Origin of the sequence: Flavobacterium resistens (genome assembly GCF_900182645.1) — a bacterium.
Lineage (GTDB): Bacteria > Bacteroidota > Bacteroidia > Flavobacteriales > Flavobacteriaceae > Flavobacterium > Flavobacterium resistens.
The window spans coordinates 317,809-342,777 of the sequence record NZ_FXTA01000002.1 but is presented as its reverse complement, the minus strand read 5'-3'; the positions used below and the strand labels follow the sequence as shown (position 1 = coordinate 342,777).

The following is a 24,969-nucleotide window of genomic DNA, read 5'->3' as shown; positions in this document are numbered from 1 at the left end:
CCATTTTAACAAATCTAATACTATGAAAAAAACTCTACTTTGTTTTCTTTTATTATTTTCCAACTTTTTCTATGCCCAAGTAACTTCAATTACAATTTGCCCTAGTGAGTCTTTTAATTTAAATATACTTAAAGCAGATTTTATAGGCAATTTGAATCCAGCCGAAACCACTGTAACTTATTTTTTAAGTGAGGCTGATGCATTAAATAATACAAATGCAATTGCTAATCCAACAAATTATCATGGCCCTGCTGGGACAATAAAAATTTATGGAAGAATTGATAATAATGGCACCATTACTTCCAATTATTTTAATCTGACTACGTTTCCATCTACAAATGTTAGTGCTTCAAATAAACCCATTTTATGTAAAGGTGACACTGGAACGCTATCAATAAATGCGTCTGGTGGAAGTGGTTCATATTCTTATTCAATAAATGGCGGACCGTTTACAAATCAAGATTATTATCCTATTATGCCTGCTGGCTTTTATAGTATAAGTGTTCTAGACAACGTATATGGCTGTAAAACTTCAATTAATTATACGATTACTGAGCCATCAGTTTTAGTAGCAACAGCTTTGGTTGATCGTCAAAATGTTATTGTTACTGCCACTGGCGGTACTGCACCATATCAATATTCTTTAGATGGAATTAATTTTCAATCGGCTAGTTTTTTCTCAAATTTATCACCCGGATCTTATAATATTAGAGTACGAGATTCTAATGGATGTGCAACATTAGTAAGCACAACTGTAAACTATGCATTAACTTCAAATTTGACAATTGTAAAAATGATAGATTGCATAAGTAATGGTATTCTCGCCGCTTATGCCATTGGAGGTCAGCCTCCTTATCTCTATTCTATAAACGGAGGTGCTTACTCTCCAACAAATGGTTATAATGATTTACCGGCCGGAACTTACATTGTAACAGCAAAAGATGCAACAAATACGATTTCATATTCAAACACAATTACACTAGCTCCGCCTGCTCCTGTTGATTTTAATGTCGTAAATACACCAATATTATGCTCGGGAGGAATGGCTTCTTTAACAATTACAGCTTTTGCAGGACAAGCTCCCTATCAATATGCTATTAATGAGGGGGCGAGTACAAATAACAATGTCTTTAATAATCTTACAGCTGGAAACTATACCATTAAAGTTACCGATGCTCTAGGTTGTGTAAAAATACGTCCGTACACAATTACAGAACCAATTGCCTTAACTGCGACTTCAAGTACGTTTGGTCAAAATATTGTAATCAGTACTACTGGTGGTAAGGCTCCTTATTTATATGCTTTAGATGGGGTTAATTTTCAAGACAGCAATGTTTTTTCTGATGTAGTTGATGGCACATATTCTGTAATAATAAAAGACGCTCAAGGGTGCAGTTTTACACTTTCGGTGAAACTTTCAGCTGCGGAACAACCTTTAAGTTCTGGAGCGATGATTGTTAAACAAGTAGATTGCAGAGGAAATGGTGCACTTCGTGTTATTGGTTACGGAGGACAACCTCCGTACTTATATTCAATAGATGGAGCACAGACGTTTCAAACAAGCGATACTTTTAATAATTTAGTTGCGGGAGTTTATCCTGTAGCAGTAAAAGATGCTCAGAACACTGTTGTTAATAATCTTTCAATGGGATTGAAAGCATTTGTTCCGGTAACTGGTAACGCTGTAGTCACAAATTCTGCAAGTTGCCTAAACAATGGCAAAATAGAAGTTTCTGGAAATGGAGGCCAAATACCGCTTTACTATTCTATTGATGGAGGAGTAACCTATAAAGCAAACAATACTTTTACTAATTTGCCAGCCGGTAATTATACTATTCTTGTAAAAGATAGTGGTGATTGTATTTCTCCTGCTATATCTGCAACAATACAACAACCTGCGCAATTAGGCGTGACAGCTACAAGTACTTCAATACTTTGTCATAATGGTGCGTCAAACTTAACGATCAGTGTGACTGGAGGACAAGTTCCTTATCAATATGCAATAAATAATGATTCTTATACAAGTATTAATGTATTTACTAATCTTAAAGCTGGAAATTATGTCATCAAAGTAAAAGACGCTCTAGGTTGTATAAATGCACTTCCTTACACAATTACAGAACCATCAGTTGTAGATGCAGAAATGGTGATTGATGATAACACGATATCACTACTGGACGTAAAAGGAGGAACTGGAACTTATTTTTATGCCTTAGATAACAGTAATTTTCAAACCAATAATGTTTTTACAAATGTTTCTACGGGAACGCATACTGTAAGAGTAAAAGATTCAAACGATTGTGAACCTGGTGTATTTACAGCTATTATTCCTGTAAAACTTACAACAATCGCCTCAATTACAAAACCATTAGAATGTACTAGTAAGGCAGAAATTACGGTTACAGCGACAGGCGGATTTACTCCATATGTTTATTCCATCAATGGAGGAGCAACTTTTCAGGCAAGCAATATTTTTACTAATGTAGCTGCCGGAAATTATACTATCATTACAAAAGATAATGACAATAAATTATCTTCACAATCAATTGTAATAGATCAACTAATGCCTATTTATCCTGATATTATTATTGACGGATCAACCATAACAATTAACGGACAAGCAGGAACGGCTCCTTACTTATATTCTTTAGATCTTGGTCCGTTCCAATCTAATAATGTTTTTACAAATTTAAGTACTGGCCAACACCATGTTTATATAAAAGATTCTAAAGGCTGCGAATCTTTCGGTTTTATGGTACATATTGAAAATGTAAATCAATTAGTAGCTACGGCAGTCCTTACTAAAGAAATTGATTGTATGAGCAATGCAGTAATAGTTGCTAATGCGATCGGAGGAACGGCTCCATATACTTATTCTATAAATGGAGTAAGTTTTCAGTCGGCTAATGTTTTTAGCAATTTAAGTGTTGGAACTTACTCGATTACTGTAAAAGATGCTAATGGTAATTTAGCTACTACAAGTAATTTAATGGTTGTGCCGGCAAACCTTCCGGTGATTTATACTACCCAAACTAATGTAAGTTGTTTCCAAGCTACTGATGGAATGATATCCGTACTTGCAACTGGTGGAAAAGCACCTTTTGTTTACGCGTTAGACAATTCTGCTTTTTTTCCAACAAATGTTTTCGCAAATTTAGCTGCTGGTGATTATAATGTAACTATAAAAGATGCGAATGGCTGTTTGAGTTCTTCTTACGTACGCATACTCCAACCTAATGCTATAACACAAACGGTAAGCGTTAAAAATTCAACAACTGTTGGTTCTAATGATGGTCAAATAACAGTTACTGCAATAGGAGGATTTGCTCCATATGTTTACGCATTGACAGATGCAAGTGGACCACCAGCTGTTTCTTTTCAAGCTTCAAATACTTTTGGCGGTTTAAAAGCAGGATCATATAATGTTCAGGTTAAGGATGCTAATGGATGTATGTCTATACAAACAGTTTTGATTGTTGATGGACCAGCTCCACTTTTAGCAACTGCTACAGCAACTCAAATCACTTGCACTAATCCTAGCGGAATTATAACAGTTACTGCAACAGGCGGAACACCTCCTTACACATATTCTTTCGATAACGGAATTACTTATAGTGTTTCAAATACTTATAACGGATTCCCAGGAAATTATTTGATCAAGGCTAAGGATGCTCAAAATACTGTAGCAACTACAACAATTACTTTAGTAACTCCTACACCTGTAGTATCAACAGCAATACTTATAAAAGCAGTAGATTGTACAAGCAATGCCACAGTGATGATAAATGCTGCTGGCGGGACAGGAGCTTACGTATATTCTATCAATGGAAGTCCATATTCACCTAACAGCGTCTTTACTAATTTAGCCCCGGGAACTTATCAATTTAATGTAAGAGATAATGGTGATTGCGTTTCTACAAATAGTTTAGTAATTGAGCCTCTAGTTTCCTTAACCGCAACGGCAACAAATACGCCTGTATTATGCCGATTTGAGACTAGCTCAATAACAATTACTGCGTTGGGAGGTAAAGCTCCATACCGATATTCACTAAGTAGTGATGTTTATACAAATACCAACACATTTACCGAAGTTTCAACTGGAACTTACAATATCAAAGTGAAAGATGCCAACGATTGTATTTTCACTTTGCCTTACACCATAGCAGAACCAACAAAAATTAGAGGACGAGTTGCTTTTGATGGAACCACGGCAACTGTTCTTGATGTAAGTGGCGGAAGTGGTACTTATCTTTATTCTCTTAACGATGGCGAATTGCAAACTAGTAATGTTTTTACCAATATTGGTAGATCAGGTCAAATATTGGTTTATGATTCCTTTGGCTGTTTTGGATTTGGAGTATCTTTCAATAATCAAGAGCCTAATGCAATAAAAGCACAAATTACTATTGTTAAAACAATAGATTGTGTATCTAATGGGAGTATTTCCATTACCGCATCAGGAGGTGAGTCTCCTTATGAATACTCTATTAATGGGGGAACAAATTACCAAACAAGCAATATTTTTAGCAATCTAACAGCAGGAACTTATACTGTTTGGGTAAAAGATGCCAAAGGCTCCATCAATTCAGAAAACAGTGTGACCATATTACAGCCAACACTGTTATCTTTATCTAATGTTGTAGCAAATAGCAAAACACTTAACAGCGTTGACGGAAAAATTACAATTACAGCTTCAGGCGGAACAGCTCCTTATCAATATGTACTGAAATATGAAAACGGCTCACAAATTGTTGGTCCTCAAACTTCTCCTATTTTTGAAGGTTTATCAGTAGGAAAATATACTATAGAAGTAACAGATTCTGCAGGATGTAAAACCAGCAAATCTGGTATACTTGTCACTTCAGATACTATTTTCGGTACTCTTATGACAACACCGATTACTTGTACATCTTTAGGACGTATAACCATAAATGCGGCAGGTGGTAAATATCCTCATCAATATTCTTTTGATAACGGAATTACTTACGGCACATCTAATATCGCTTCAAATTTACAAGCAGGAACTTACAACATAAAAGTTAAAGATGCGGGCGGCGATATACTTGCGCTTTCTACCACTCTAACTGGTGTAAATCCATTGATTGTTACGGCAGCTATTACTTCTCCAATACATTGTAAAGGAAGCAATGATGCTGTAATCCAAATAGCAGTTTCTGGAGGAAAAGCTCCATACCTTTACTCGTTAAACAGAGGTTCTTATCAAGCTAACAGTATTTTTTCTAATCTGCCTGCTGGCACTCATGAAATAGCTGTAAAAGATAGCAATGAGTGTTTATCCATTATGATGCTTACTATAACTGAACCTATTGCATTGATAGCTACAGTTGACGTTGTAAATCAAAACATCACGGTAAATGCGACTGGGGGAGCTGGAGGTTATAGATATGCAATATCTCCTAATTTAAATCAGTTTTCAGTAAATAATATTTTCTCTAATTTATCACCTGGAATCTACAGTGTTATCACTTCTGATCTAAATGGATGTTATGTAATAATGGATGTTGTTGTTGATCCAATTGCTCCAACAATAAACGGACAAAGTAATAAAATGACTGTAGAATTTAAATCGGGACAGACTTTAGCCGATTTAACTATTGACGGACAAGACATTAAATGGTATAGCACTCCTGGAAGTTCTTCAAGTGGAAAAACAAACAAATCAACAGCTGAAACTCCTTTGCCTCTAACAACTGTTTTGGTTGACGGAACTACTTATTATGCTTCACAAACCATAAACGGAATTGAAAGTAAAGAACGTCTTGCAGTAACAGCTAAAGTAAATGGTTCACTTTCGGCACCAGATTTTAATCTGACTACGTTCCAATTTTATCCTAATCCGGTGATTGATATTTTAACTATTGAAAACAATTCAGTTATTGATGATGTAGAAATTATTGATGTCTCTGGAAAATCTGTTGTCTTTAAGAAAATCAATGATCTTCATTCGGAAATTGATTTATCAAACCTTTCTAGCGGAGTTTATATCTTAAAAGTAAAATCTGAAAATAGGCAGAAGACCGTAAAATTCATTAAAAAATAATTTTCCAAAGCAATAAAAAAGCCTTCATTCTAACAATGAAGGCTTTTTTATTTTATTCGATTTCCTGAGGATTTATTTCTGCTTTTAGAACGGAATGTTTTTTCAATGAAAAATAAGCGACAAGAGTACTCAATAACATTAAGAAACCGCCTAAAATAAATGGCGCTCCTGCGAATTTAAAAGGAGCATCACTATGAGTAAAAAAATAAAATGTATTAGCCATCATTGGCGGACCAATGATAGAAGATGCACTCATCAAACTCGTCAAAGTTCCTTGAATTTCTCCTTGTTCACTTGGCGATACTTTACTTGCCACTACAGATTGCAAAGCAGGTCCGGCAATTCCTCCAAGGCAATATGGAATCAAAAACACGAACATCATCCAGCTTTCTGTTGCAAAAGCAAACAATAACATTCCGATTGTGTATAAGGCTAATCCAACATAAATACTCTTCTCGTTTCCTAATTTTGGATTAATAAAGCGAATTAATCCTCCTTGTACAACTCCGACTAAGAGACCAATTATTCCTAAAGAAATTCCAATCATTCTTTCATCCCAATTAAACTGATAAATAGTGAAGAAACTCCAATTACTCTGAACGGCATGCGAACCTACATACAAAAGAAATATCGCTGAAATCAATCCGATTAATTCCGGATGCTTTTTTAAGCCTAAAATTGCTCCAACAGGATTCGCACGTTTCCAATCAAAAGGTCTGCGGTTTTCTTTTTTAAGAGATTCAGGCAAAATGAAAAATCCGTAAAGGAAATTTACCATACACAAAATGGCTGCAGCATAAAAAGGAACTCTCGATCCGTATTGACCTAATAAACCTCCAATAACAGGTCCGATGATAAATCCTAATCCGAAAGCAGCTCCAATTAAACCAAAATTTTTAGCTCTGTTTTCGGCTGTACTTACATCAGCAATATAAGCAGAAGCTGTTGTGATACTTGCTCCTGTTACTCCAGCAATTATTCTTCCAATAAAAAGCCACAGAATTGTTGGTGAAAAAGCCAATAAAATATAATCTAATGAAAATCCGAAAAGGGAAATCAGAATAATAGGTCTTCTTCCAAATTTATCGCTCAAATTTCCAATAACTGGTGCAAACACAAATTGCGTTATCGCATAGGCAAAAGTCAGCCAACCGCCAATTTTAGCCGCTTCACTAATGTCGCCGTGAATCAATTCTTCAATTAATTTCGGAATAACAGGAATAATAATTCCCCATCCGGTAATGTCGATTAACATGGTTATGAAAATGAAACCAATCGCTGCCGATTTATCTTTTTGTAGCATAATAATTTTAGTAAGGTGATGCAAATAAACATATTTTTCAATTAACAATAAAAAAATCCCAAATTCCAATTAAGGAACCTGGGATTTACAAATCAAAAATTAAATCTATTAATGCGTATGTTTCGGATTAAAACCGTCTTCGCTTAATTCAGTTGGCGTATAATCAGCCACCATTTCAGCTTCGTAATCGATTTTTTCTCCTTTAGAGAATTTCTGAATTAATTTCTCCATGATATTATAAATTACAGGAACTACAATCAAGGTAAGGAATAAAGAAGAAATCAAACCTCCAATAATTACCCACGCCAAACCGTTTTTCCATTCAGCTCCTGCTCCTTTTGCTAATGCAATTGGGAACATACCAAATACCATCGCAATTGTTGTCATCAAGATCGGACGCAAACGAGCGTGGTTTGCCTGAATTAACGCCGTTCTGATTGATTCTCCTGCAGCTCTTCTTTGGTTCGTATAATCGACAAGCATGATCGCGTTCTTACACACCAGACCAATCAACATGATGATACCTAAAATCGTAAAGATATTTAATGAGTTATTTGTCAATGCCAGCGCTAACATCGCCCCGATAAACGAAAGCGGAATCGCAAATAATACTACGAATGGATGCGCGAAACTGTCATACAAACTCACCATTACAAGGTAAACCAAAATAATAGCGGCTAATAATGCAATTCCTAAAGTACCAAATCCTTCAGATTGGTTCTCTTGGTCACCACCCCAGATGTAGTTTACTCCAGCTGGTTTTTTCAATTTATCCAATTTAACCTGCCATTGCTGAACGATTGTTCCTGATGGAACCCCAACGTTTTGTCCTTTTACAGTTACAGACGCAGATTTATCTCTACGCTCTAACTGGCTAGGTCCAGAACCTTCAGTAATATCTGCAAATTGAGACAATTTAATTTGCTGACCAGCATTGTTGATAAAAATTAAATTACTAACGTCAGTAATACTTTTTCTGTCAAAAGCATTATATCTAATGTTGATGTCATACTCGTATTCTCCAGCTCTGTATTTACCGTCAGTGTTACCACTAAAAGCTGTCTGCATTGTCAAACCAACAGTTTGAAGTGTCAATCCTAAAGCAGCCATTTTATCACGATCTACTTTTACGTTAATTTCAGGATTTCCGTCTTCAACCGTTAATTTAATCTCTGTTGTTCCAGGAATTGTGCGTAATTCTGCTTCAGCTTGTTTAGCAAATGCCATAGCCGCTTCTGTTGAAGGACCAGTTACAATTAATCCTAAAGTTGCATCTTCAGCAGTACCCAAGATACCAACCGGAACTGTTTTTACTTTTGCTCCAACTAATACTTTTTCAAGTTTACGTTTGATTTTTGCAGCATATACGTTAGCATCATCTGTACGGTCTTTTTGCTCGATCATTTTTACGTCGATCTCTGCTTTATAAGCCGTAGCCTGAGATGCTCCAAAACCTTCAGAAGTTTGTCCAACAGTTGTAATTTGGCTGTGAACATATTCTTGTGCTTTTAAGAAAGCTTCTGCTTTTTGCGTCATAAAGTTCGTTTGTTCTAACGAAGCATCTTTTGGCATTTCGATTTGTACCAAGAACTCTCCACTATCAGAAGAAGCAAAGAACTCTCCTCCAATGAAACCTCCGCCCATTAATCCAATGGTTGAAGCGAAAAACAATACAATTACAACAACAAAAGTTTTAATATAGTGATCCAAACACCAAGTCAATAAATGAGAAACCCAATCAGTGAAACGTGTTAAATAGCTTTCGAAACCAAGAATGATTCTTCCAAATAAATTCTTTCCTTCAATATGCTCTAATTTCCCGAAACGAGAAGACAACCAAGGAATAATAGTAAATGAAGCCAACAATGATAACATCGTAGAGATAATTACCGTAACACAGAACTGCGTAATGATATTAGAAACCAATCCAGAACTCATCGCAATCGGCAAGAATACTACAACAATTACCAATGTAATCGACGTTACAGTTCCACCAATTTCAGCTGTTCCATCATAAGAGGCACGGATTCGGCTTTTACCCATTTCCATGTGCCTGTAAATATTCTCCAAAACCACAATCGCGTCATCCACAAGAATACCAACAACAAGAGATAATCCAAGTAAACTCATTAAGTTCAAAGTATATCCCATTAAATAAATTCCGATGAAAGTTGCAATTAACGATGCAGGAATAGATACCATTACAATCAATGAGTTTCTAATACTGTGAAGGAAAAACAACATTACAAATGCTACCAGAATTACCGCAATCAATAAATCGTGAACAACAGAATCTGCTGCTTCAAGAGTAAAGATTGTACTATCTTTTGCAACTTCTAATTTAAGCTGGTTTTCTTTATAATCTTTTTCAAGAGTTGCAATTGTTTTTAATAAATGCTCACTTACCGCAACCGCGTTTGCATCAGATTGTTTGATGATTTGCAGTACGATGGCACTTTTTTGATCTACACGTGATATTTTTTCAGCAATTTTCTGCGTATCCTGAACATCGGCAATATCACTTAAACGAATTTGAATTCCGTTTTGAGAAGAAACCACCAAGTTTCTTAATTCTTCAACACTTTTATATTTACCTGCTAAACGAATTAATATCTTTTGATTTCTTGTTTGAATGTTTCCTGTTGGGAAATCCAAGTTCGAAGTCAAAATATTTTGCTGTACCTGAGGAATAGAAAGTCCGTAACCCTGCATTTTTACAGCATCAAGATTCACCTGAATTTCACGCTCAGAACCACCAATAATGTTTACCTGCGCCACACCTTGTACACGAGATAAAATAGGCGCTACTTTTTTGTCAATTAAGTCATAAAAGGCAGCTTCGTCCATTTTACCATTGGCGCCAAGCGTCATAATTGGCAAATCACTCAACGAGAATTTGGTCAATGCCGGCGTTTTCACGTCATCTGGCAAATCACTAATAATCGCATTAATTTTACGCTGTGCATCGTTCAAAGAAAAATCGACTTTAGCATTTGATGTTAATGTAATCGAAACGATGGATAAACTTTCGTACGATTTAGAGTCAATCTTTTTTACGTTCTCTAAAGACGCAATCGCATCTTCTATTTTTTTGGTTACGGTATTTTCTACCTCACTCGGAGAAGCTCCAGGATAAATAGTAGAAATTGTAATAACATTTTGTTCAAATTTTGGGATCAGCTCGTAGCCTAATTGGCTGTAACTGAACAATCCACCAAGAGTCAGAATTGTAAACAATACAATTACCAGCGACGGACGTTTTATGGATATTTCGGCTAATTTCATATTTTTTTTATGCTATAGGCTTTAGGCTGTAGGCTTTAAGCTTTAAGGTTTAATTTCATATTTTTTTTCAGGCTGTAGGTTTTAAGCTATATGCATTAGGCTTTTAAAAGCTTATTGCTTATTGCCTATAGCTTAAAGCTTACTTAATAATTTCTACTGTATTTCCGTCTTGTAAATTGATTTGACCTGTAGTAATAACCTTTTCGCCATCAGATAATCCGCTTAAAATTTCTACTTGATCTCCTAAAATTCTTCCAGCAACAACTTTTTTCAATTTTGCAACACCGTTTTCAGCTACAAAAATTTCATTACTGCTTACACTTCCAACAAATGCATTTCTAGGAACAACTGTTAAGCTTTGTTTTTGCTGTTTAGATGCAAAATTTGCTGTTCCGTACATACCTGCTTTTAAGTCGTTGTTAATATTGTTTGCAATTTCAATTTCAACTGGGAAGTTTAAACTTGCATCAGCTTTTGCAGCGATAAAAGTGATTTTTCCTGGGAAAGTTTTATCAGGATAAACACTTGCTGTTACATTGATATTATCATGTAATTTCAAACTTGCTACTTGATTTTCGTTTACAGTAACTGTCAATTTTAATTTTGCCGTATTTACAATATCAAATAATGCAGTTGCAGGCATTCCTGTTAAGATAGAACCTGGCTCAATATATTTTTTATTGATAAATCCGTTGATTGGTGCTTTTACTTTTGTATCACCAACATTAATGTTTGCTTGAGTTAAATTTGACTGAGCATTTGTTAAAGCCAATTTTGCCTGATCTAATTGTTGTTTTGTAACACCGCCAGTTTTAAAAGCATTTTCATATCGAGCATAATCAGATTTTGCATTATTATAAACTGCCTGAGCTTGCTGAGCATTTACATTGATGATATCACCTCTCATTGTCAATAAAGTCTGACCTACTCTTACGTAATCACCTTCTTTAGCTAAAACACTAATTACTTTTCCAGATTTTTCAGCAGAGAAAGTCAATTCCTGAGTTGGAGCAAAGTTTCCGTTAGCAACGAAGTCTAATGAAACAACTTCAGTTTTAACCGGAGTAACCTTAACTGAAACTGCAGCATTTTTCTCAGCTACGATATCTGTTTTTTCCTTATTCTTTTTCTTATTGTTATTTAAAACATATCCAATCACACCCAAAGCTGCGATTATGATTACGATTGTTATAATAGTTTTCTTCATTGTAATTAGTTATTTAATAAGAGTTTTTAGTTCGCCTTTTGATTTGATTAATGCCACTTCGGCAATTTTATAATTTAAAACAGCTCTTGTGTAATTATTTTGAGCTTCTTGGTGAGCATTTTCAGCATCCAATAAATCGGTTAAAGATGCTAAACCTTGCAGATAATTATTTTTTGTATTGCTCAAAATTTCACGAGCCAAACGCATATTTTCTTGTTGGTTTTGGATGGTTACCATGTTATTATCGATTTGCGCCATTGCGTTTCTGTAATCCAAGTCAAGAGAAAGTTTAGTGTCTTTGATATCTTCCTGAAGTGATCTGATTTCTATATCGGCTTGTCTTACTTTAGCACGAGTTCCAAATCCTGTAAAAATTGGTACGTGTAAGTTTAGTCCAATGGCAGCGTAATCTGACCAATACACACCATCTGAAGGTTTTGCAAACCAAGGCATTTGCGGCCCCTGACCAATATAATTGTAACCAGCAGTTAAAGAAAGTGTTGGATAATATCCCGCTTCAACAGCTTTTTTATTGAATACTAAAAGCTCTTCTTGTTTTTTCAAAAGCAGATATTCTGTTCTGTTTTCTACATTTGGAACTTCAGTTAAAGACGCTGGTACAGCTTCAAATTCTTCTTTTGGGATAATAATTTGAGTTTCAATTGGCATACCCATATAAAACTTCAAAGCATTTTCTTGTAATTCAATTTGATTTTTAACTTGCTGACGATCTGTATCAATATTTGACAATTTTACAATAATACGGTCTAAATCAATTTTCTTAGCTAAACCATTATCAAATTGCCCTTTTACAACATCATGAACTTTTGTAGTATTAAAATAAGTACTGTCTAGCAATTTTAATCTTTCACGTTGTACATATACAGAATAGTAGTTATTTGCTACTCTTTCAATAACTTGTTCTTCTGTTAATTGATCATTGATTTGATAAAATTCACGAGTAGATTTTGCAGCTCTTAAACCTGTAAAAACAGATTGATCGAATATCGCCTGAGTTAATGAAAGTCCAGCGTTTGAAGTCCATTTTTGACCAAATGCTGCCTGAATTGTAGTTCCTGGCTGACCAAAACCTGCTCCATCAATAACAGTTGTCTGAATTATCGGATTATGAGTTAAGTTTCCGTTTGCAGAAATCTGAGGTAACGCTCTAGAACGTATTTCCTGAATTTTGTACTCACTATTCTCAACCTCTAATTTTGCCTTTTTAGCATCGGCTTTATTTTGAAGCGCATAAACAAGCGCGTCTTTCAAGGTTAAAGTGACTTGTGCATTGGCAGACAAGCCAACAGTGCACAGTAGTATTACAATTATTTTTTTCATAAAATTATATATATTGGCGATTAAGCGGTGATTTTTTTAAGTTGTTTTTCGAGTTCCTGTATTCCCTTTTCTGTTGCCATTGCTCTGGTGTGATATTCCAAAGCTTCCAACTCTATTTTTTGAGCTTCTCTTTCTGAAACTGTCGTTTCATTGATATGAAAAATCAAAGTGTAGTAAAATTTCACATAAATATCGATATTCAGATCTGCTCTGTATAAGCCTTCTCTAATGCCTTTTAAAATATTATCTTTAAAATAATGATTGCATTGTTCGATTTCGTGCGTCATTACATTTTGATAAATTTCAGGATAATGCTTTTTCAACTGATAAAGAGGAGAAGTGTCTGTTGCATTTTTAAACATATCACGAAACATTTCTCTAATTTCAAAGTTTTCATGAATCGCATTATAATTTTTTGCTACAATAGTATCGATGACTTCATGTACCTGTTTATGAACCATCGAAGTACTTTCTTCAATTAAAACTTCTTTATTGCAGAAATATTTGTAAATCGTTTTTTTTGAAATACACATTTCTCCGGCAATATCATCCATGGTCACGCTTTTAAAACCAAGTCTTAAAAACAGCTCACTAGCTTTTGATATAATTTTCTCTTTCATTTTAACTTTCAAGTTGCATTACAAATATACTTAGGAAACTAAAATCAGAAAAATAGTTTCCATTATATTTGTAATAATTTTACATTAATTTATTCATTATGTAAGATTTATATGCTGAATTCTAAATTGGCAATAAGTTTAATATCTCTTCCAAGCGCTAATCCTCCGTTATGATTAAATGAATTGTAGTCCAATCCAAAATCCTGACGCTTGATATCTCCTTTTATTTCAAAAGCAACTTTTTTCTCGCCGTTGTAATTATTAATACCAATAAATTCTGCATCAAGTTCTACAACTTTGGTCACATCTTTTATCGTTAAATCGCCTTTAAAAAAATTAATATTATTATTTACTTTCTGAAAAGAAGTCGACTTAAAACTGATAATCGGATGCTCATCTACATCAAAAAAATCCTGAAGCTGCAAGTTGGTGTCAATTTGCTGAAAGCTTTCATTTTTGTTATTAATATCAAATGAAAATTCTACTGACGCATCTTCAATCTCATTATCTTCAATATTCACATAACCGCCAAATTTATTTGTAGTTCCTCCTAAATAAGCAATTATAGAATGTCTCATTTTAATTAAAACATCTGATTGTGTAGAATCTAAAGTCCATGTTGTTTTCATAATTATCTGATTTAATTGAGTTTATAAATTACTCAAAATATTCAGGAAACTTTTTTAGTGTTCTTAGTTTCCAAATTCGGATGCAAATATATACAGGAAACTCTGAATACCAAAAAAGTTTCCAAGTTTTTTTATAATTATTTTAAGGAAACATTTTATGCCCTTTAAAAGCAATCATTAAATGTTTCTTAGCATTTCGCATTTACAAAGCAATAATTCATAATTGAATTGTATCTTTGAGCCTCGTAAATCAGAATTTCATTTTATGCACGATATAAGTCAGTACCAGGATTTTTTTATTAGTTATTTAAAAAAACAAAGCATACAAAAAGAACCTAAAAATCTTTATGAGCCTATCGAATACATTTTAGGACTTGGCGGAAAAAGAATGCGTCCGGTGCTTACTTTAATGGCTGCAGAAGTTTTTGATGCCGATTACACAACAGCTCTTCCGGCTGCAATGGCAGTTGAAGTTTTTCATAATTTTTCACTTGTACACGACGATATTATGGATGACGCTCCACTACGAAGAGGAGAAGAAACCGTTCATGAAAAATGGAATATCAATACCGGAATTTTATCTGGAGATGCGATGCTGATTCTGGCTTATCAGTATTTTGAACAATACGAACCAGCCGTTTTTAGAGATTTAGCCAAATTATTCAGCAAAACCGCGCTTGAAGTCTGCGAAGGCCAGCAATGGGATGTTGATTTTGAAGAAAGAACAGATGTTACTATTCCGGAATATCTAAAAATGATTGAATATAAAACCGCCGTTCTAGTTGCAGCAGCAATGAAAATGGGCGCAATTGTAGCTAAAACTTCAGAAAAAGAAGGCGATTTGATTTATGATTTCGGATTGAATTTAGGATTAGCTTTCCAATTGCAGGATGATTATTTAGATGCTTTTGGAGATCCCGAAACTTTTGGAAAACAAGTTGGTGGCGATATTATTGAAAATAAAAAAACCTATTTATATTTAAAAGCCTTAGAATTTTCAACTCCTGAAAAAGCAGCCGAATTAGAAAAATTATTCCGTTTGCAATTGGATGAAAATTCAGAAAAAATCGAAACTGCAAAAGCAATTTTTAACGAATCAGGCGCTTCAAAAGCAACACAAGACGCGATAGAAATGTACACTTTTAAGGCTTTTGAAACTTTAGAAAAAATGGATATTAATTCTGAAAAGAAAAATATCCTGAGGACATTTGGCGAAAACTTAATGGGACGTAAAGTTTAAACATATAGGACTTTATGAATCAAATAATAAATGTTCTTTTCTTTAATGACAAAAATTACAATGCAAAAATGCAATTGTTTTTTGCAGTCTGTTTTCCTTTTTTTACCATTTTGGCTTTAGGAATCGACAGTGTTTCTTTTACCGAACATTATTTTGATGGACGTCAGATTACAAACATCTTGTCCATACTATATTTTTGCTTTTTCTTCTGGTCTTCAGATGCTTATTTGAGAAAATTAATGTTTGCAATGGTATTTTTGTCCTATTTGGGTGAATTTATTTTTTGCACTTTGCTCGAAATGTACGATTACCGAACCGCATTTATTCCAATATATGTTCCTTTTGGACACGCTATTGTTTTTGCTTCAGGCTATGTTTTTGCCCACACACAAATAGCCGTTAAAAAGGATAATTTATTTAGAAAATGTTTTGCAGCAGCTTTTACTACATTGTTTTTAGCTGTCGGATTCTTTCTAAAAGATATTTTTTCGCTTATTTTTGGGATATTTTTCTTTTTGCTTTTAAAAAGAAAAAAATGGCAAAATTTATATTATTTCATAGCCCTTTGTGTTATATTTATTGAATTGGCCGGAACCTACTTTAAATGCTGGAAATGGGCACCCAAAACCTTCGGATTAATTCCGACATCCAACCCGCCAATGGGAGCTGTTTTTTTCTATGCAGGAGGCGATATTTTGCTGACTAAAATTGTTGATTATTGGAAATCAAAAACAACAAATAAACGCATTGAAATTATTATTGACTCAGAAAATTGCCATTTCTAATTTTTAAATTATGTATGTTTCGCCATTAAATACAGAGTTATTATTTGAAGAAGCCCAAAAGGAATCTTTGTACTTGAAATTAATCGAGCAGATTAATAAAGATTTTAATTTGGCTAATGAAGGAATCGATTTCCCTTTGAGTATTTCGCCCGAAGAATTGAAAATTCAGCTTCACGAAAAAATCTACCGAATGATTCAGTACAAATTTGCTGAATATTTAAATCTCTTATACATAATCGACGTTCCAGAAAACGAAATCAAACAACTCGATGGCTCTGATTTAGTTATTCTAGCTGAACAAGTTGCCTTTTTGATTTTAAAAAGAGAATGGCAGAAGGTTTGGTTTCGGAATTATTATAAGTAAAGATTCTGAGGTGCTAAGGTACTAAGATTCTAAGGTTTTTTCTCATTGGAACGAACGATATTGTGCAATTTATCTAATTCAGACCAAAGTCCAAATCCTTCAGTATCAATTTTATTCCCCACAAATTGAACACGGCCACATTTGAAACAAATCTTTACTATCCCTACTGTTTCTTTTTTCTTTTTAAAAATAAAAATATCTCGGTATTCTGCTGCACAGGCGGCAAAAGTATCTTGCAATGAATCTTTTTCACTAAACACATTTTCAATTTCTTTCTGCTGTTTATGTGATAAATTTGATTTTTTATAACTATAATTTAATAGAATTTTTTCAAAATTTTCTTTTGGAATTGTATCTGGAAAATGATGAACGAATAAATCTATAAATTCTAGTTCTTTCGGTGTATTCTTTTCTTTCATCAAAATTTCTGTAAAATCTTCTTCCGAAAAATTCAAGTAATAATGATCAATTTCATCAGAATCAAAAAAAGGTCGCAATTCTTTTTTCGCAACCTTTTCCTTATTAACATCTAATTTCTTCGAATTGTTACAGCCAAAAACTATAATTGCTGTAATTATAAAAATAACTTTCTTCAACTATTCGCTTTTAAAAACCTTAGAATCTTAGCACCTCAGAACCTTAGCACCTTAGAAATAAACTCTCACAAAAGGCATAAATCCAGATCCGTAAAGACTTTTGTTTGGATTATATAAAACGTCGTAACGCCCACCAATAGTAACATTTCCTGTTCTATAACCCGCTCCCAAATACAAGGCAGTATTCCAATAAGCATCAGAATAACTTGGCTGATTGTAATATTGTTCATAATCTGTATCTACTCTTACCTGTTCTAATTCGGCAGATAATTGAACTTGAGGAATCGGGTTTACGAGTACAATTGCGCTTCCACCCCAAACGAAAGATTCATAATAGTTTTTTTGATATAAATAACCAAACTGCAGTCCAGCACCTACTGAAACTATGGGATTTATGTTATAAATAGCACTTGGCATAACCGAAATATTGGTGTAACCTGATCCAAAACCCAATCCAAGTCCACCACCAAACTGAACCTTATCCCAAAAATGATTGCTATTGTCAATGACATAATTTTGTTGTGCATTTCCAACGTTGAAAAATAATACAGCCAAAATCACAAAAAAAGAATTGAAAACGATTGAATTTTGATTTTTACTCATAGTTAACGTTTATTTTAACAAATTTTTACGTAAAAGTACGTAAAAAAAAGATTTAAATAAATGTGATTGTTGTACTTTTGCGTTTCTATTTAACAAAAAGTATATTCACTAATATTATGGATAGGTTTTCATTTTTAAATGCAGCGCATACCGAGTTTTTTGCACAATTATACGATCAATATTTAGTTAACCCAGACAGCGTTGAGCCTAGCTGGAGAAGTTTTTTTCAAGGTTTTGACTTTGGAATGACAACTTATAACGACGAAAATCCAGTGCAAACGATCGTTGAGTACGTGACTAGCGATAACACAGATTACAGTCAGATTTCTGAAAAACTAAAGAAAGAATTTAATGTTCTTAAATTAATTGACGGATACCGTACACGTGGGCATTTGTTCACTAAAACAAACCCTGTTCGCGACCGCAGACAATCTTCTCCAACTTTAGATATCGAGAACTTCGGATTATCAGCAGCTGACCTTTCAACTGTTTTTGATGCTGCGCAGACAATCGGAATGGTACCTTCATCTTTGCAAGATATCGTAAATCGCCTAAAAACTATTTACTGTCAGCATATCGGTATTGAGTATATGTACATCAGGAATCCTGGTGTTGTAAAATGGATTCAGGACAAATTAGCTGTAAATACGAATCAGCCTAATTTCTCTACAGAAGAAAAGAAAACAATCTTAAATAAATTAAACGAAGCTGTATCTTTTGAAAATTTCCTTCATACTAAATATGTTGGACAAAAACGTTTCTCATTAGAAGGTGGAGAATCTATCATCCCGGCTTTAGATGCTTTAATCGAACAAGCTGCTGAAAAAGGTGTTGAACAATTCGTAATGGGAATGGCACACCGTGGTCGTTTGAACGTTTTGGCAAACATCTTCGGAAAATCAACTCAGGATATTTTTGGTGAGTTTGACGGAAAAGATTACGATCAGGAATATTTTGATGGTGACGTAAAATACCACTTAGGTCTTACTGCCGACAAAAAAACAAGATCAGGAAAAAGCATCAACATCAATTTAGCACCAAACCCTTCTCACTTAGAAACGGTTGGAGCTGTAATTGAAGGAATCACAAGAGCAAAACAAGATAAATATTATGCTGACGATTTCTCTAAAGTATTACCTATCGCCGTTCACGGAGATGCTGCAATCGCAGGTCAGGGTATTTTATATGAAATCATTCAAATGGCTCAACTTGACGGTTACAAAACTGGAGGAACAATCCACATTGTAATCAACAACCAGGTTGGATTTACAACTAACTATTTAGATGCTCGTTCATCAACTTACTGTACTGACGTTGCTAAAGTAACTTTATCTCCAGTATTACACGTAAATGCTGATGACGCGGAAGCTGTTGTACATGCAGTATCTTTTGCATTAGACTACAGAATGCAGTTTGGACGTGACGTATTTATCGATTTATTAGGATACAGAAAATATGGTCATAACGAAGGTGACGAACCTCGTTTCACGCAACCAGTTTTATACAAAATCATCGCTAAACATAAAAACCCAAGAGACATCTACGCAGAGAAATTACTTTCTGATGGCGTAATCGATGCTTCTTATGTTAATGCTTTAGAAAAAGAATATAAATCTGCTTTAGAGGAGAACTTAGAAGCTTCCCGTAAAAAAGATTTGACAATCATTACTCCATTCATGAAAAACGAATGGGAAGGATTTGTTCAGGTAACTGACACACAAATGCTTCAAAAAGTTGATACTACTTTCGACAAAAAAGGATTAGATTCTATCATCAATACAATTTCAACTTTACCAACTGATAAAAAATTCATCAGTAAGATAACTAAAATTGTTACTGATAGAAAAACAGGATATGACAACAATACTCTTGATTGGGGAACTGCAGAAGCACTGGCTTACGGTTCGCTTTTAACAGAAGGATTTGATGTTCGTATTTCTGGTCAGGATGTTGAACGTGGAACTTTCTCTCACCGTCATGCGGTAGTTAAAGTTGAAGATTCTGAAGAAGAAGTAATTCTTTTGAATGGAATTGAAAACAAAAAAGGAAAATTCGGCGTATTCAATTCACTTTTATCTGAATACGGAGTTTTAGGTTTTGATTACGGATATGCATTAGCAAACCCGAAAGCATTAACAATTTGGGAAGCACAATTTGGAGATTTCTCTAACGGAGCTCAAATTATGATTGACCAATACATTTCATGTGGTGAAGATAAATGGAACAACCAAAATGGTATTGTTTTATTATTGCCTCACGGATATGAAGGACAAGGTGCAGAACACTCTTCTGCAAGAATGGAACGTTACTTACAACTTTGCGCAAGACAAAATATGTATGTTGCTGACTGTACAACGCCAGCAAACTTCTTCCACTTGTTGAGAAGACAAATGAAAACAAATTTCCGTAAGCCATTAGTAGTTTTCTCTCCAAAAAGTTTGTTACGTGATCCAAGATGCGTTTCAACTGTTGATGAATTAGCAACCGGAAGTTTCCAGGAAACAATTGACGATAATACAGTAGATAAAAAGAAAGTAAAAACTTTGGTTTTTGTTACTGGTAAATTCTATTATGACATCGTTGCTGAAAGAGAAAACAACGGAAGAAATGATGTTGCTGTTGTTCGTATTGAGCAATTATTCCCTTTCCCAGTTGAGCAAATCAAAGAAATCATTGCAAAATATCCAAATGCAGATGATTATGTTTGGGCTCAGGAAGAACCTAAAAACATGGGAGCTTATAGCTTTATGTTAATGAACTTTGATCTTGTAAAATGGAGATTGGCTTCATTAAAAGCTTATGCTGCGCCTGCATCTGGAAGCTACACACGTGCTAAACGCCGTCATGCAGATGCAATTAGAATGGTATTCGATAAAAATTTATTCAGATAAAAAAATGTTTCAAGTTTAAAGTTTCAGGTTTATCATTGACATGAAACTTTAAACGCTACAACCTTAAACAAAAACAAAGATGATTTTAGAAATGAAAGTCCCATCACCAGGGGAATCAATAAAAGAAGTTGAAATTGCAACTTGGTTAGTAAAAGACGGAGATTATGTAGAGAAAGATCAGGCTATTGCTGAAGTTGATTCAGACAAAGCTACTCTTGAGTTACCTGCTGAAATGAGTGGTGTAATTACACTAAAAGCTGAAGAAGGTGATACAGTAGCTGTTGGTGCTGTAGTTTGTTTAATTGATACAGATGCTGCAAAACCAGCAGGAAGTGCTCCAGCTGCACCAGCAGCAGAAGCTCCAAAAGCTGAGGCCCCGAAAGCAGAAGTAAAAGCTGAGGCTCCAAAAGCAGCTCCGGCTCCGGCAGCAGCACCAAGTTATGCAGCTGGAACTCCATCTCCTGCAGCAAGAAAAATATTAGATGAAAAAAATATTGCTCCAGCAACTGTTTCAGGAACTGGTAAAGGCGGAAGAATCACCAAAGATGATGCTGTAAATGCAGTACCTTCTATGGGAACTCCAACTGGTGGAAGCCGTGGAACTGAGCGTACAAAATTATCTATGTTACGTCGTAAAGTAGCAGAAAGACTAGTTTCGGCTAAAAACGAAACAGCTATGCTTACTACTTTCAACGAAGTAAACATGACGCCAATCAACCAAATTCGTAATGAATACAAAGATGCATTCAAAGCTAAACATGGTGGTTTAGGCTTAGGTTTCATGTCATTCTTCACAAAAGCAGTTACAAGAGCTTTAGAATTATATCCAGATGTAAACTCAATGATGGACGGTGATTACAAAATTGCTTACGATTTTGCTGATATCTCAATCGCAGTTTCTGGACCAAAAGGATTAATGGTTCCTGTTGTTCGTAATGCTGAATTATTAACTTTCCGTGGAATTGAAGCTGAAATCAAAAGATTAGCTTTAAGAGCTCGTGATGGTCAAATTACAGTTGACGATATGACTGGAGGAACTTTCACAATCACTAATGGTGGAGTTTTTGGAAGTATGTTATCTACTCCAATCATCAACCCTCCTCAATCAGGAATTTTAGGAATGCACAATATTATTGAGCGCCCAATTGCTGTAAACGGAAAAGTTGAAATTCACCCAATGATGTACGTTGCTCTTTCTTACGATCACAGAATTATCGACGGACGTGAGTCTGTTGGCTTCTTGGTTGCCGTTAAAGAAGCTTTAGAAAATCCAGTAGAATTATTGATGAATGGCGACGCTAAACGTGCTTTAGAGTTGTAATTTTAAGTAATTTTTAAAAATAATAAAAAGCCTGTTCATCAATTTGAACAGGCTTTTTCGCTTAAGATTAACTTAATTTTAGCTTAAGATGTTAATTTTTTGAAGAAATGTAAATTTTACCCTTTAAAAAAAATTTAATTTAGAATAAATAAAAATAGCTTGTATAGTTGGCTTTCAACAATTAAATTTGCACTATTAAAATCAATTCTAAATAAAAATGAAATATAAATTTACAATTTCACTTTTGGCTTTGTGTTTTGTTTTGCTTTCAGGAACATCAACTTGGGCGCAACAAAAAGCAACTATTAAAGGTCAAATCAGCTTAGCAAATAATCAAGCGGCAGATAATGTTTCTATAGTATTAAAAGGTACAAAAATTGGAACCAACACAGACAGCAATGGTAACTATGAAATCAAAAACATTAAGCCAGGAAATTATGTTCTTCGCGTTTCTGCTGTAGGTTTCACCTCTAAAGAAAAAAGCATTACACTTAATAGTGGAGATGAAATTATAGAGAATTTCACAATTACTTCAAATTCAGAGCAATTAGACGAAATTGTAATTAATGGAGGAAATAAAAAAAATCCGTTAGCTCGTAAAGAAACACAGCAAGTATCAAGATTACCACTTAAAAATCTTGAAAACCCACAAGTTTACACTACAATTACAAGCGACCTTTTAAAAGAGCAAGTTGTTACAAATATTGACGATGCTCTTAAAAATGCGCCAGGATTAACACCGCTTTGGGCTTCAACTGGACGTGGTGGTGATGGTGCAGGATATTTCTCTCTAAGAGGATTTGCTGTACAGCCAACAATGATCAACGGATTACCCGGATTAACAAACGGAAGTTTAGATCCAGCAAACATTGACAAAATTGAAGTTATTAAAGGACCATCTGGAACTTTATTTGGAAGTAGTTTAATCTCTTACGGAGGTTTAATCAACATGACTACTAAAAAACCTTACGATCACTTTGGTGGCGAAGTAAACTATACTGCTGGAAGCTACGGTTTAAACAGAGTTACTGTAGATGTTAACACTCCTTTAGACGAAGAACACAAAATAAACTTCCGTTTAAACACAGCTTACCATACTGAAAACAGCTTTCAAGATGCTGGATTCAGAAAATCATTTTTCTTTGCTCCATCATTATCTTACCAAGTAAATGACAAACTTTCGTTTTTCATCAATACAGAATTCATGAGCAATGAAGCAACTAACCCAACTATGTTGTTTTTAGACAGAGGTGCGCCACTTAGAGTTCACAATATCGACGAATTAGGTTACGACAACAAACGTTCTTACACTAGCAACGAATTGGCAATCAAAACTCCATCATATAACCTTCAGGGACAAATGATGTATAAATTCAATGATCAATGGACTTCACAAACTGTTGTATCTAGAGGTTCATCAAAATCAGATGGTTATTATTCATACTTATATGAAGGAACACAATACTATCCTGGAATTACAGAAGGAATTGTTTTAGGCCGTTATATGAACTACCAAAACTCTACTACTCTTACAACTGACATTCAACAAAACTTCATTGGTGATTTCGTTATCGGAAGCATGAGAAACAGAATTGTTGCTGGTCTTGACTACTTCAACAGAGGTGGTATCGATAATGGTTCAAGTTATGTTTCAAATGGTGGTATTTACATTGGAAACCTTGACACAAAAACAGTAAACGAAGAATTTTTCGGAATTACTGATCCTGCTAAATATGTTACAAACGGTGATAGCGGAAAATTAACAAAAGCTGGATCTGATGCGCTTTTAGCTGATGCTACTATGACAAACGCTAAAACAAAACAAGAAGTTTACAGTGCTTATTTTTCTGATGTGATCAACTTTACTCCTGCTCTATCTGCAATGGCAAGTTTACGTGTTGACCGTTTTATGACTGCTGGTGATGTATCAACCAAAGATGATGATTTTAACCAAACTGCATTTTCTCCTAAATTTGGATTAGTTTATCAGCCAATTATTGACAAAGTATCGATTTTTGCAAATTACATGGATGGTTTTGCAAACTCTGCTCCTGTAACAGAAATTTTACCTGACGGAAGCAGACGTCCAAGAACTTTTAAACCAGAACACGCTAATCAATTTGAAGTTGGAACTAAATTAAACATCTTTAAAGATAAACTTTACGCTACATTCAGTTACTATGACATTCAGGTAAAAGATCAGGTTTATATCGTTTACACTGCAACAACTCAAACAGCTTTCCAAGATGGAGCACAAAGAAACAAAGGTTTCGAGGCTGAATTTATTGCAAATCCTATTGACGGATTAAACATTGTTGCAGGATACAGCTATGTTGATGCTGTCTTAAATGCAGGAGATCCTTCTTTCGTAGGACAAAGACCTGAAAGCTCTGGACCAAGAAACTTAGTAAACTTCTGGGCTAGCTATAAATTTCCAGAAGGAGACTTAAACGGTTTTGGTTTAGGTTTTGGAGGAAACTATGCTGACAAGAACTTAATTATGAACAGAAATGTTGTTGGTCAATTTACAATTCCGTCTTACACTGTTTTAAATTCTTCTATTTTCTACGGAACAGAAAAATATGTATTGACTCTAAAACTTGACAACATTGCTAACGTTGATACTTATGACGGATGGTCTACAATCCACCCAAGAAACATGAGAAGCGTAGCAGCAAGTTTCTCTTATAGATTCTAATTAATAAAAAAACACCTTTCTGCTA

Annotated in this window: 15 protein-coding genes; 7 read left to right on the top strand and 8 right to left on the bottom strand. The window is 34.5% G+C overall.

The features are described from left to right. Positions 1-22: 22 nt before the first annotated feature. Positions 23-6,061: a T9SS type A sorting domain-containing protein gene (locus FN795_RS07555; RefSeq protein ID WP_142450068.1), complete on the top strand. Its 6,039-nt coding sequence runs from the start codon at positions 23-25 to the stop codon at positions 6,059-6,061. Between the two features lie 52 nt (positions 6,062-6,113). Here the strand turns inward: FN795_RS07555 and FN795_RS07550 are convergent, their stop codons facing one another. The 6 genes from FN795_RS07550 to FN795_RS07525 form a co-directional block, all read right to left on the bottom strand. Further along, complete coding sequence (locus FN795_RS07550; protein WP_142450067.1) at positions 6,114-7,364, bottom strand: TCR/Tet family MFS transporter; 1,251 nt, start codon at positions 7,362-7,364, stop codon at positions 6,114-6,116. 108 nt (positions 7,365-7,472) lie between these two features. Then, the gene (locus FN795_RS07545; protein WP_142450066.1) at positions 7,473-10,649 is read right to left on the bottom strand and encodes an efflux RND transporter permease subunit; all 3,177 of its coding nucleotides are present in this window, start codon (positions 10,647-10,649) and stop codon (positions 7,473-7,475) included. A 139-nt stretch (positions 10,650-10,788) separates the two neighbouring features. Beyond that, positions 10,789-11,856, bottom strand: coding sequence for an efflux RND transporter periplasmic adaptor subunit (locus FN795_RS07540; RefSeq protein ID WP_142450065.1), 1,068 nt, complete (start codon positions 11,854-11,856; stop codon positions 10,789-10,791). Positions 11,857-11,865: 9 nt separating this feature from the next. Continuing rightward, entirely contained in the window at positions 11,866-13,197 is a 1,332-nt protein-coding gene (locus FN795_RS07535; RefSeq protein ID WP_142450064.1) for a TolC family protein, read from the bottom strand. 20 nt (positions 13,198-13,217) lie between these two features. Further along, a complete protein-coding gene (locus tag FN795_RS07530) occupies positions 13,218-13,817 on the bottom strand; it encodes a TetR/AcrR family transcriptional regulator (RefSeq protein WP_142450063.1) in 600 nt (199 codons plus the stop codon). A 107-nt stretch (positions 13,818-13,924) separates the two neighbouring features. Continuing rightward, positions 13,925-14,446 (bottom strand): YceI family protein, encoded by a 522-nt coding sequence (locus FN795_RS07525; protein ID WP_142450062.1) that lies wholly within the window; start codon positions 14,444-14,446, stop codon positions 13,925-13,927. A 265-nt stretch (positions 14,447-14,711) separates the two neighbouring features. Between FN795_RS07525 and FN795_RS07520 the strand changes: the two genes are divergently transcribed. Genes FN795_RS07520 through FN795_RS07510 form a run of 3 tightly spaced genes read left to right on the top strand, consistent with a single transcriptional unit; the run spans position 14,712 to position 16,835 of the window. After that, entirely contained in the window at positions 14,712-15,686 is a 975-nt protein-coding gene (locus tag FN795_RS07520) for a polyprenyl synthetase family protein (RefSeq protein ID WP_142450061.1), read from the top strand. A 14-nt stretch (positions 15,687-15,700) separates the two neighbouring features. Then, positions 15,701-16,471: a hypothetical protein gene (locus FN795_RS07515; RefSeq protein ID WP_142450060.1), complete on the top strand. Its 771-nt coding sequence runs from the start codon at positions 15,701-15,703 to the stop codon at positions 16,469-16,471. Positions 16,472-16,481: 10 nt separating this feature from the next. Further along, positions 16,482-16,835: a hypothetical protein gene (locus FN795_RS07510; protein WP_142450059.1), complete on the top strand. Its 354-nt coding sequence runs from the start codon at positions 16,482-16,484 to the stop codon at positions 16,833-16,835. A 29-nt stretch (positions 16,836-16,864) separates the two neighbouring features. Here FN795_RS07510 and FN795_RS07505 read toward each other — a convergent pair whose 3' ends face one another. Both FN795_RS07505 and FN795_RS07500 read right to left on the bottom strand, forming a co-directional pair. Continuing rightward, positions 16,865-17,431, bottom strand: a complete 567-nt coding sequence (locus FN795_RS07505) for a hypothetical protein (protein ID WP_142450058.1) — start codon at positions 17,429-17,431, stop codon at positions 16,865-16,867. A 51-nt stretch (positions 17,432-17,482) separates the two neighbouring features. Then, positions 17,483-18,034 (bottom strand): hypothetical protein, encoded by a 552-nt coding sequence (locus FN795_RS07500; RefSeq protein ID WP_035646188.1) that lies wholly within the window; start codon positions 18,032-18,034, stop codon positions 17,483-17,485. A 116-nt stretch (positions 18,035-18,150) separates the two neighbouring features. On the opposite strand from FN795_RS07500, the gene FN795_RS07495 reads away from it, so the two are divergent. The 3 genes from FN795_RS07495 to FN795_RS07485 all read left to right on the top strand — a co-directional run bounded on the left by FN795_RS07495 (position 18,151) and on the right by FN795_RS07485 (position 24,944). Beyond that, complete coding sequence (locus tag FN795_RS07495; protein ID WP_142450057.1) at positions 18,151-20,925, top strand: 2-oxoglutarate dehydrogenase E1 component; 2,775 nt, start codon at positions 18,151-18,153, stop codon at positions 20,923-20,925. Positions 20,926-21,004: 79 nt separating this feature from the next. After that, entirely contained in the window at positions 21,005-22,246 is a 1,242-nt protein-coding gene (gene odhB, locus FN795_RS07490) for a 2-oxoglutarate dehydrogenase complex dihydrolipoyllysine-residue succinyltransferase (RefSeq protein WP_142450056.1), read from the top strand. Between the two features lie 217 nt (positions 22,247-22,463). Continuing rightward, the gene (locus tag FN795_RS07485) at positions 22,464-24,944 is read left to right on the top strand and encodes a TonB-dependent receptor (protein WP_142450055.1); all 2,481 of its coding nucleotides are present in this window, start codon (positions 22,464-22,466) and stop codon (positions 24,942-24,944) included. Positions 24,945-24,969: the final 25 nt, after the last annotated feature.

Bases quoted from the DNA above. Each gene is read 5' to 3' on its own strand.
- FN795_RS07555 (WP_142450068.1), top strand. From the start codon at position 23: ATGAAAAAAACTCTACTTTGTTTTCTTTTATTATTTTCCAACTTTTTC.
- FN795_RS07550 (WP_142450067.1), bottom strand. From the start codon at position 7,364: ATGCTACAAAAAGATAAATCGGCAGCGATTGGTTTCATTTTCATAACC.
- FN795_RS07545 (WP_142450066.1), bottom strand. From the start codon at position 10,649: ATGAAATTAGCCGAAATATCCATAAAACGTCCGTCGCTGGTAATTGTA.
- FN795_RS07540 (WP_142450065.1), bottom strand. From the start codon at position 11,856: ATGAAGAAAACTATTATAACAATCGTAATCATAATCGCAGCTTTGGGT.
- FN795_RS07535 (WP_142450064.1), bottom strand. From the start codon at position 13,197: ATGAAAAAAATAATTGTAATACTACTGTGCACTGTTGGCTTGTCTGCC.
- FN795_RS07530 (WP_142450063.1), bottom strand. From the start codon at position 13,817: ATGAAAGAGAAAATTATATCAAAAGCTAGTGAGCTGTTTTTAAGACTT.
- FN795_RS07525 (WP_142450062.1), bottom strand. From the start codon at position 14,446: ATGAAAACAACATGGACTTTAGATTCTACACAATCAGATGTTTTAATT.
- FN795_RS07520 (WP_142450061.1), top strand. From the start codon at position 14,712: ATGCACGATATAAGTCAGTACCAGGATTTTTTTATTAGTTATTTAAAA.
- FN795_RS07515 (WP_142450060.1), top strand. From the start codon at position 15,701: ATGAATCAAATAATAAATGTTCTTTTCTTTAATGACAAAAATTACAAT.
- FN795_RS07510 (WP_142450059.1), top strand. From the start codon at position 16,482: ATGTATGTTTCGCCATTAAATACAGAGTTATTATTTGAAGAAGCCCAA.
- FN795_RS07500 (WP_035646188.1), bottom strand. From the start codon at position 18,034: ATGAGTAAAAATCAAAATTCAATCGTTTTCAATTCTTTTTTTGTGATT.
- FN795_RS07495 (WP_142450057.1), top strand. From the start codon at position 18,151: ATGGATAGGTTTTCATTTTTAAATGCAGCGCATACCGAGTTTTTTGCA.
- odhB (WP_142450056.1), top strand. From the start codon at position 21,005: ATGATTTTAGAAATGAAAGTCCCATCACCAGGGGAATCAATAAAAGAA.
- FN795_RS07485 (WP_142450055.1), top strand. From the start codon at position 22,464: ATGAAATATAAATTTACAATTTCACTTTTGGCTTTGTGTTTTGTTTTG.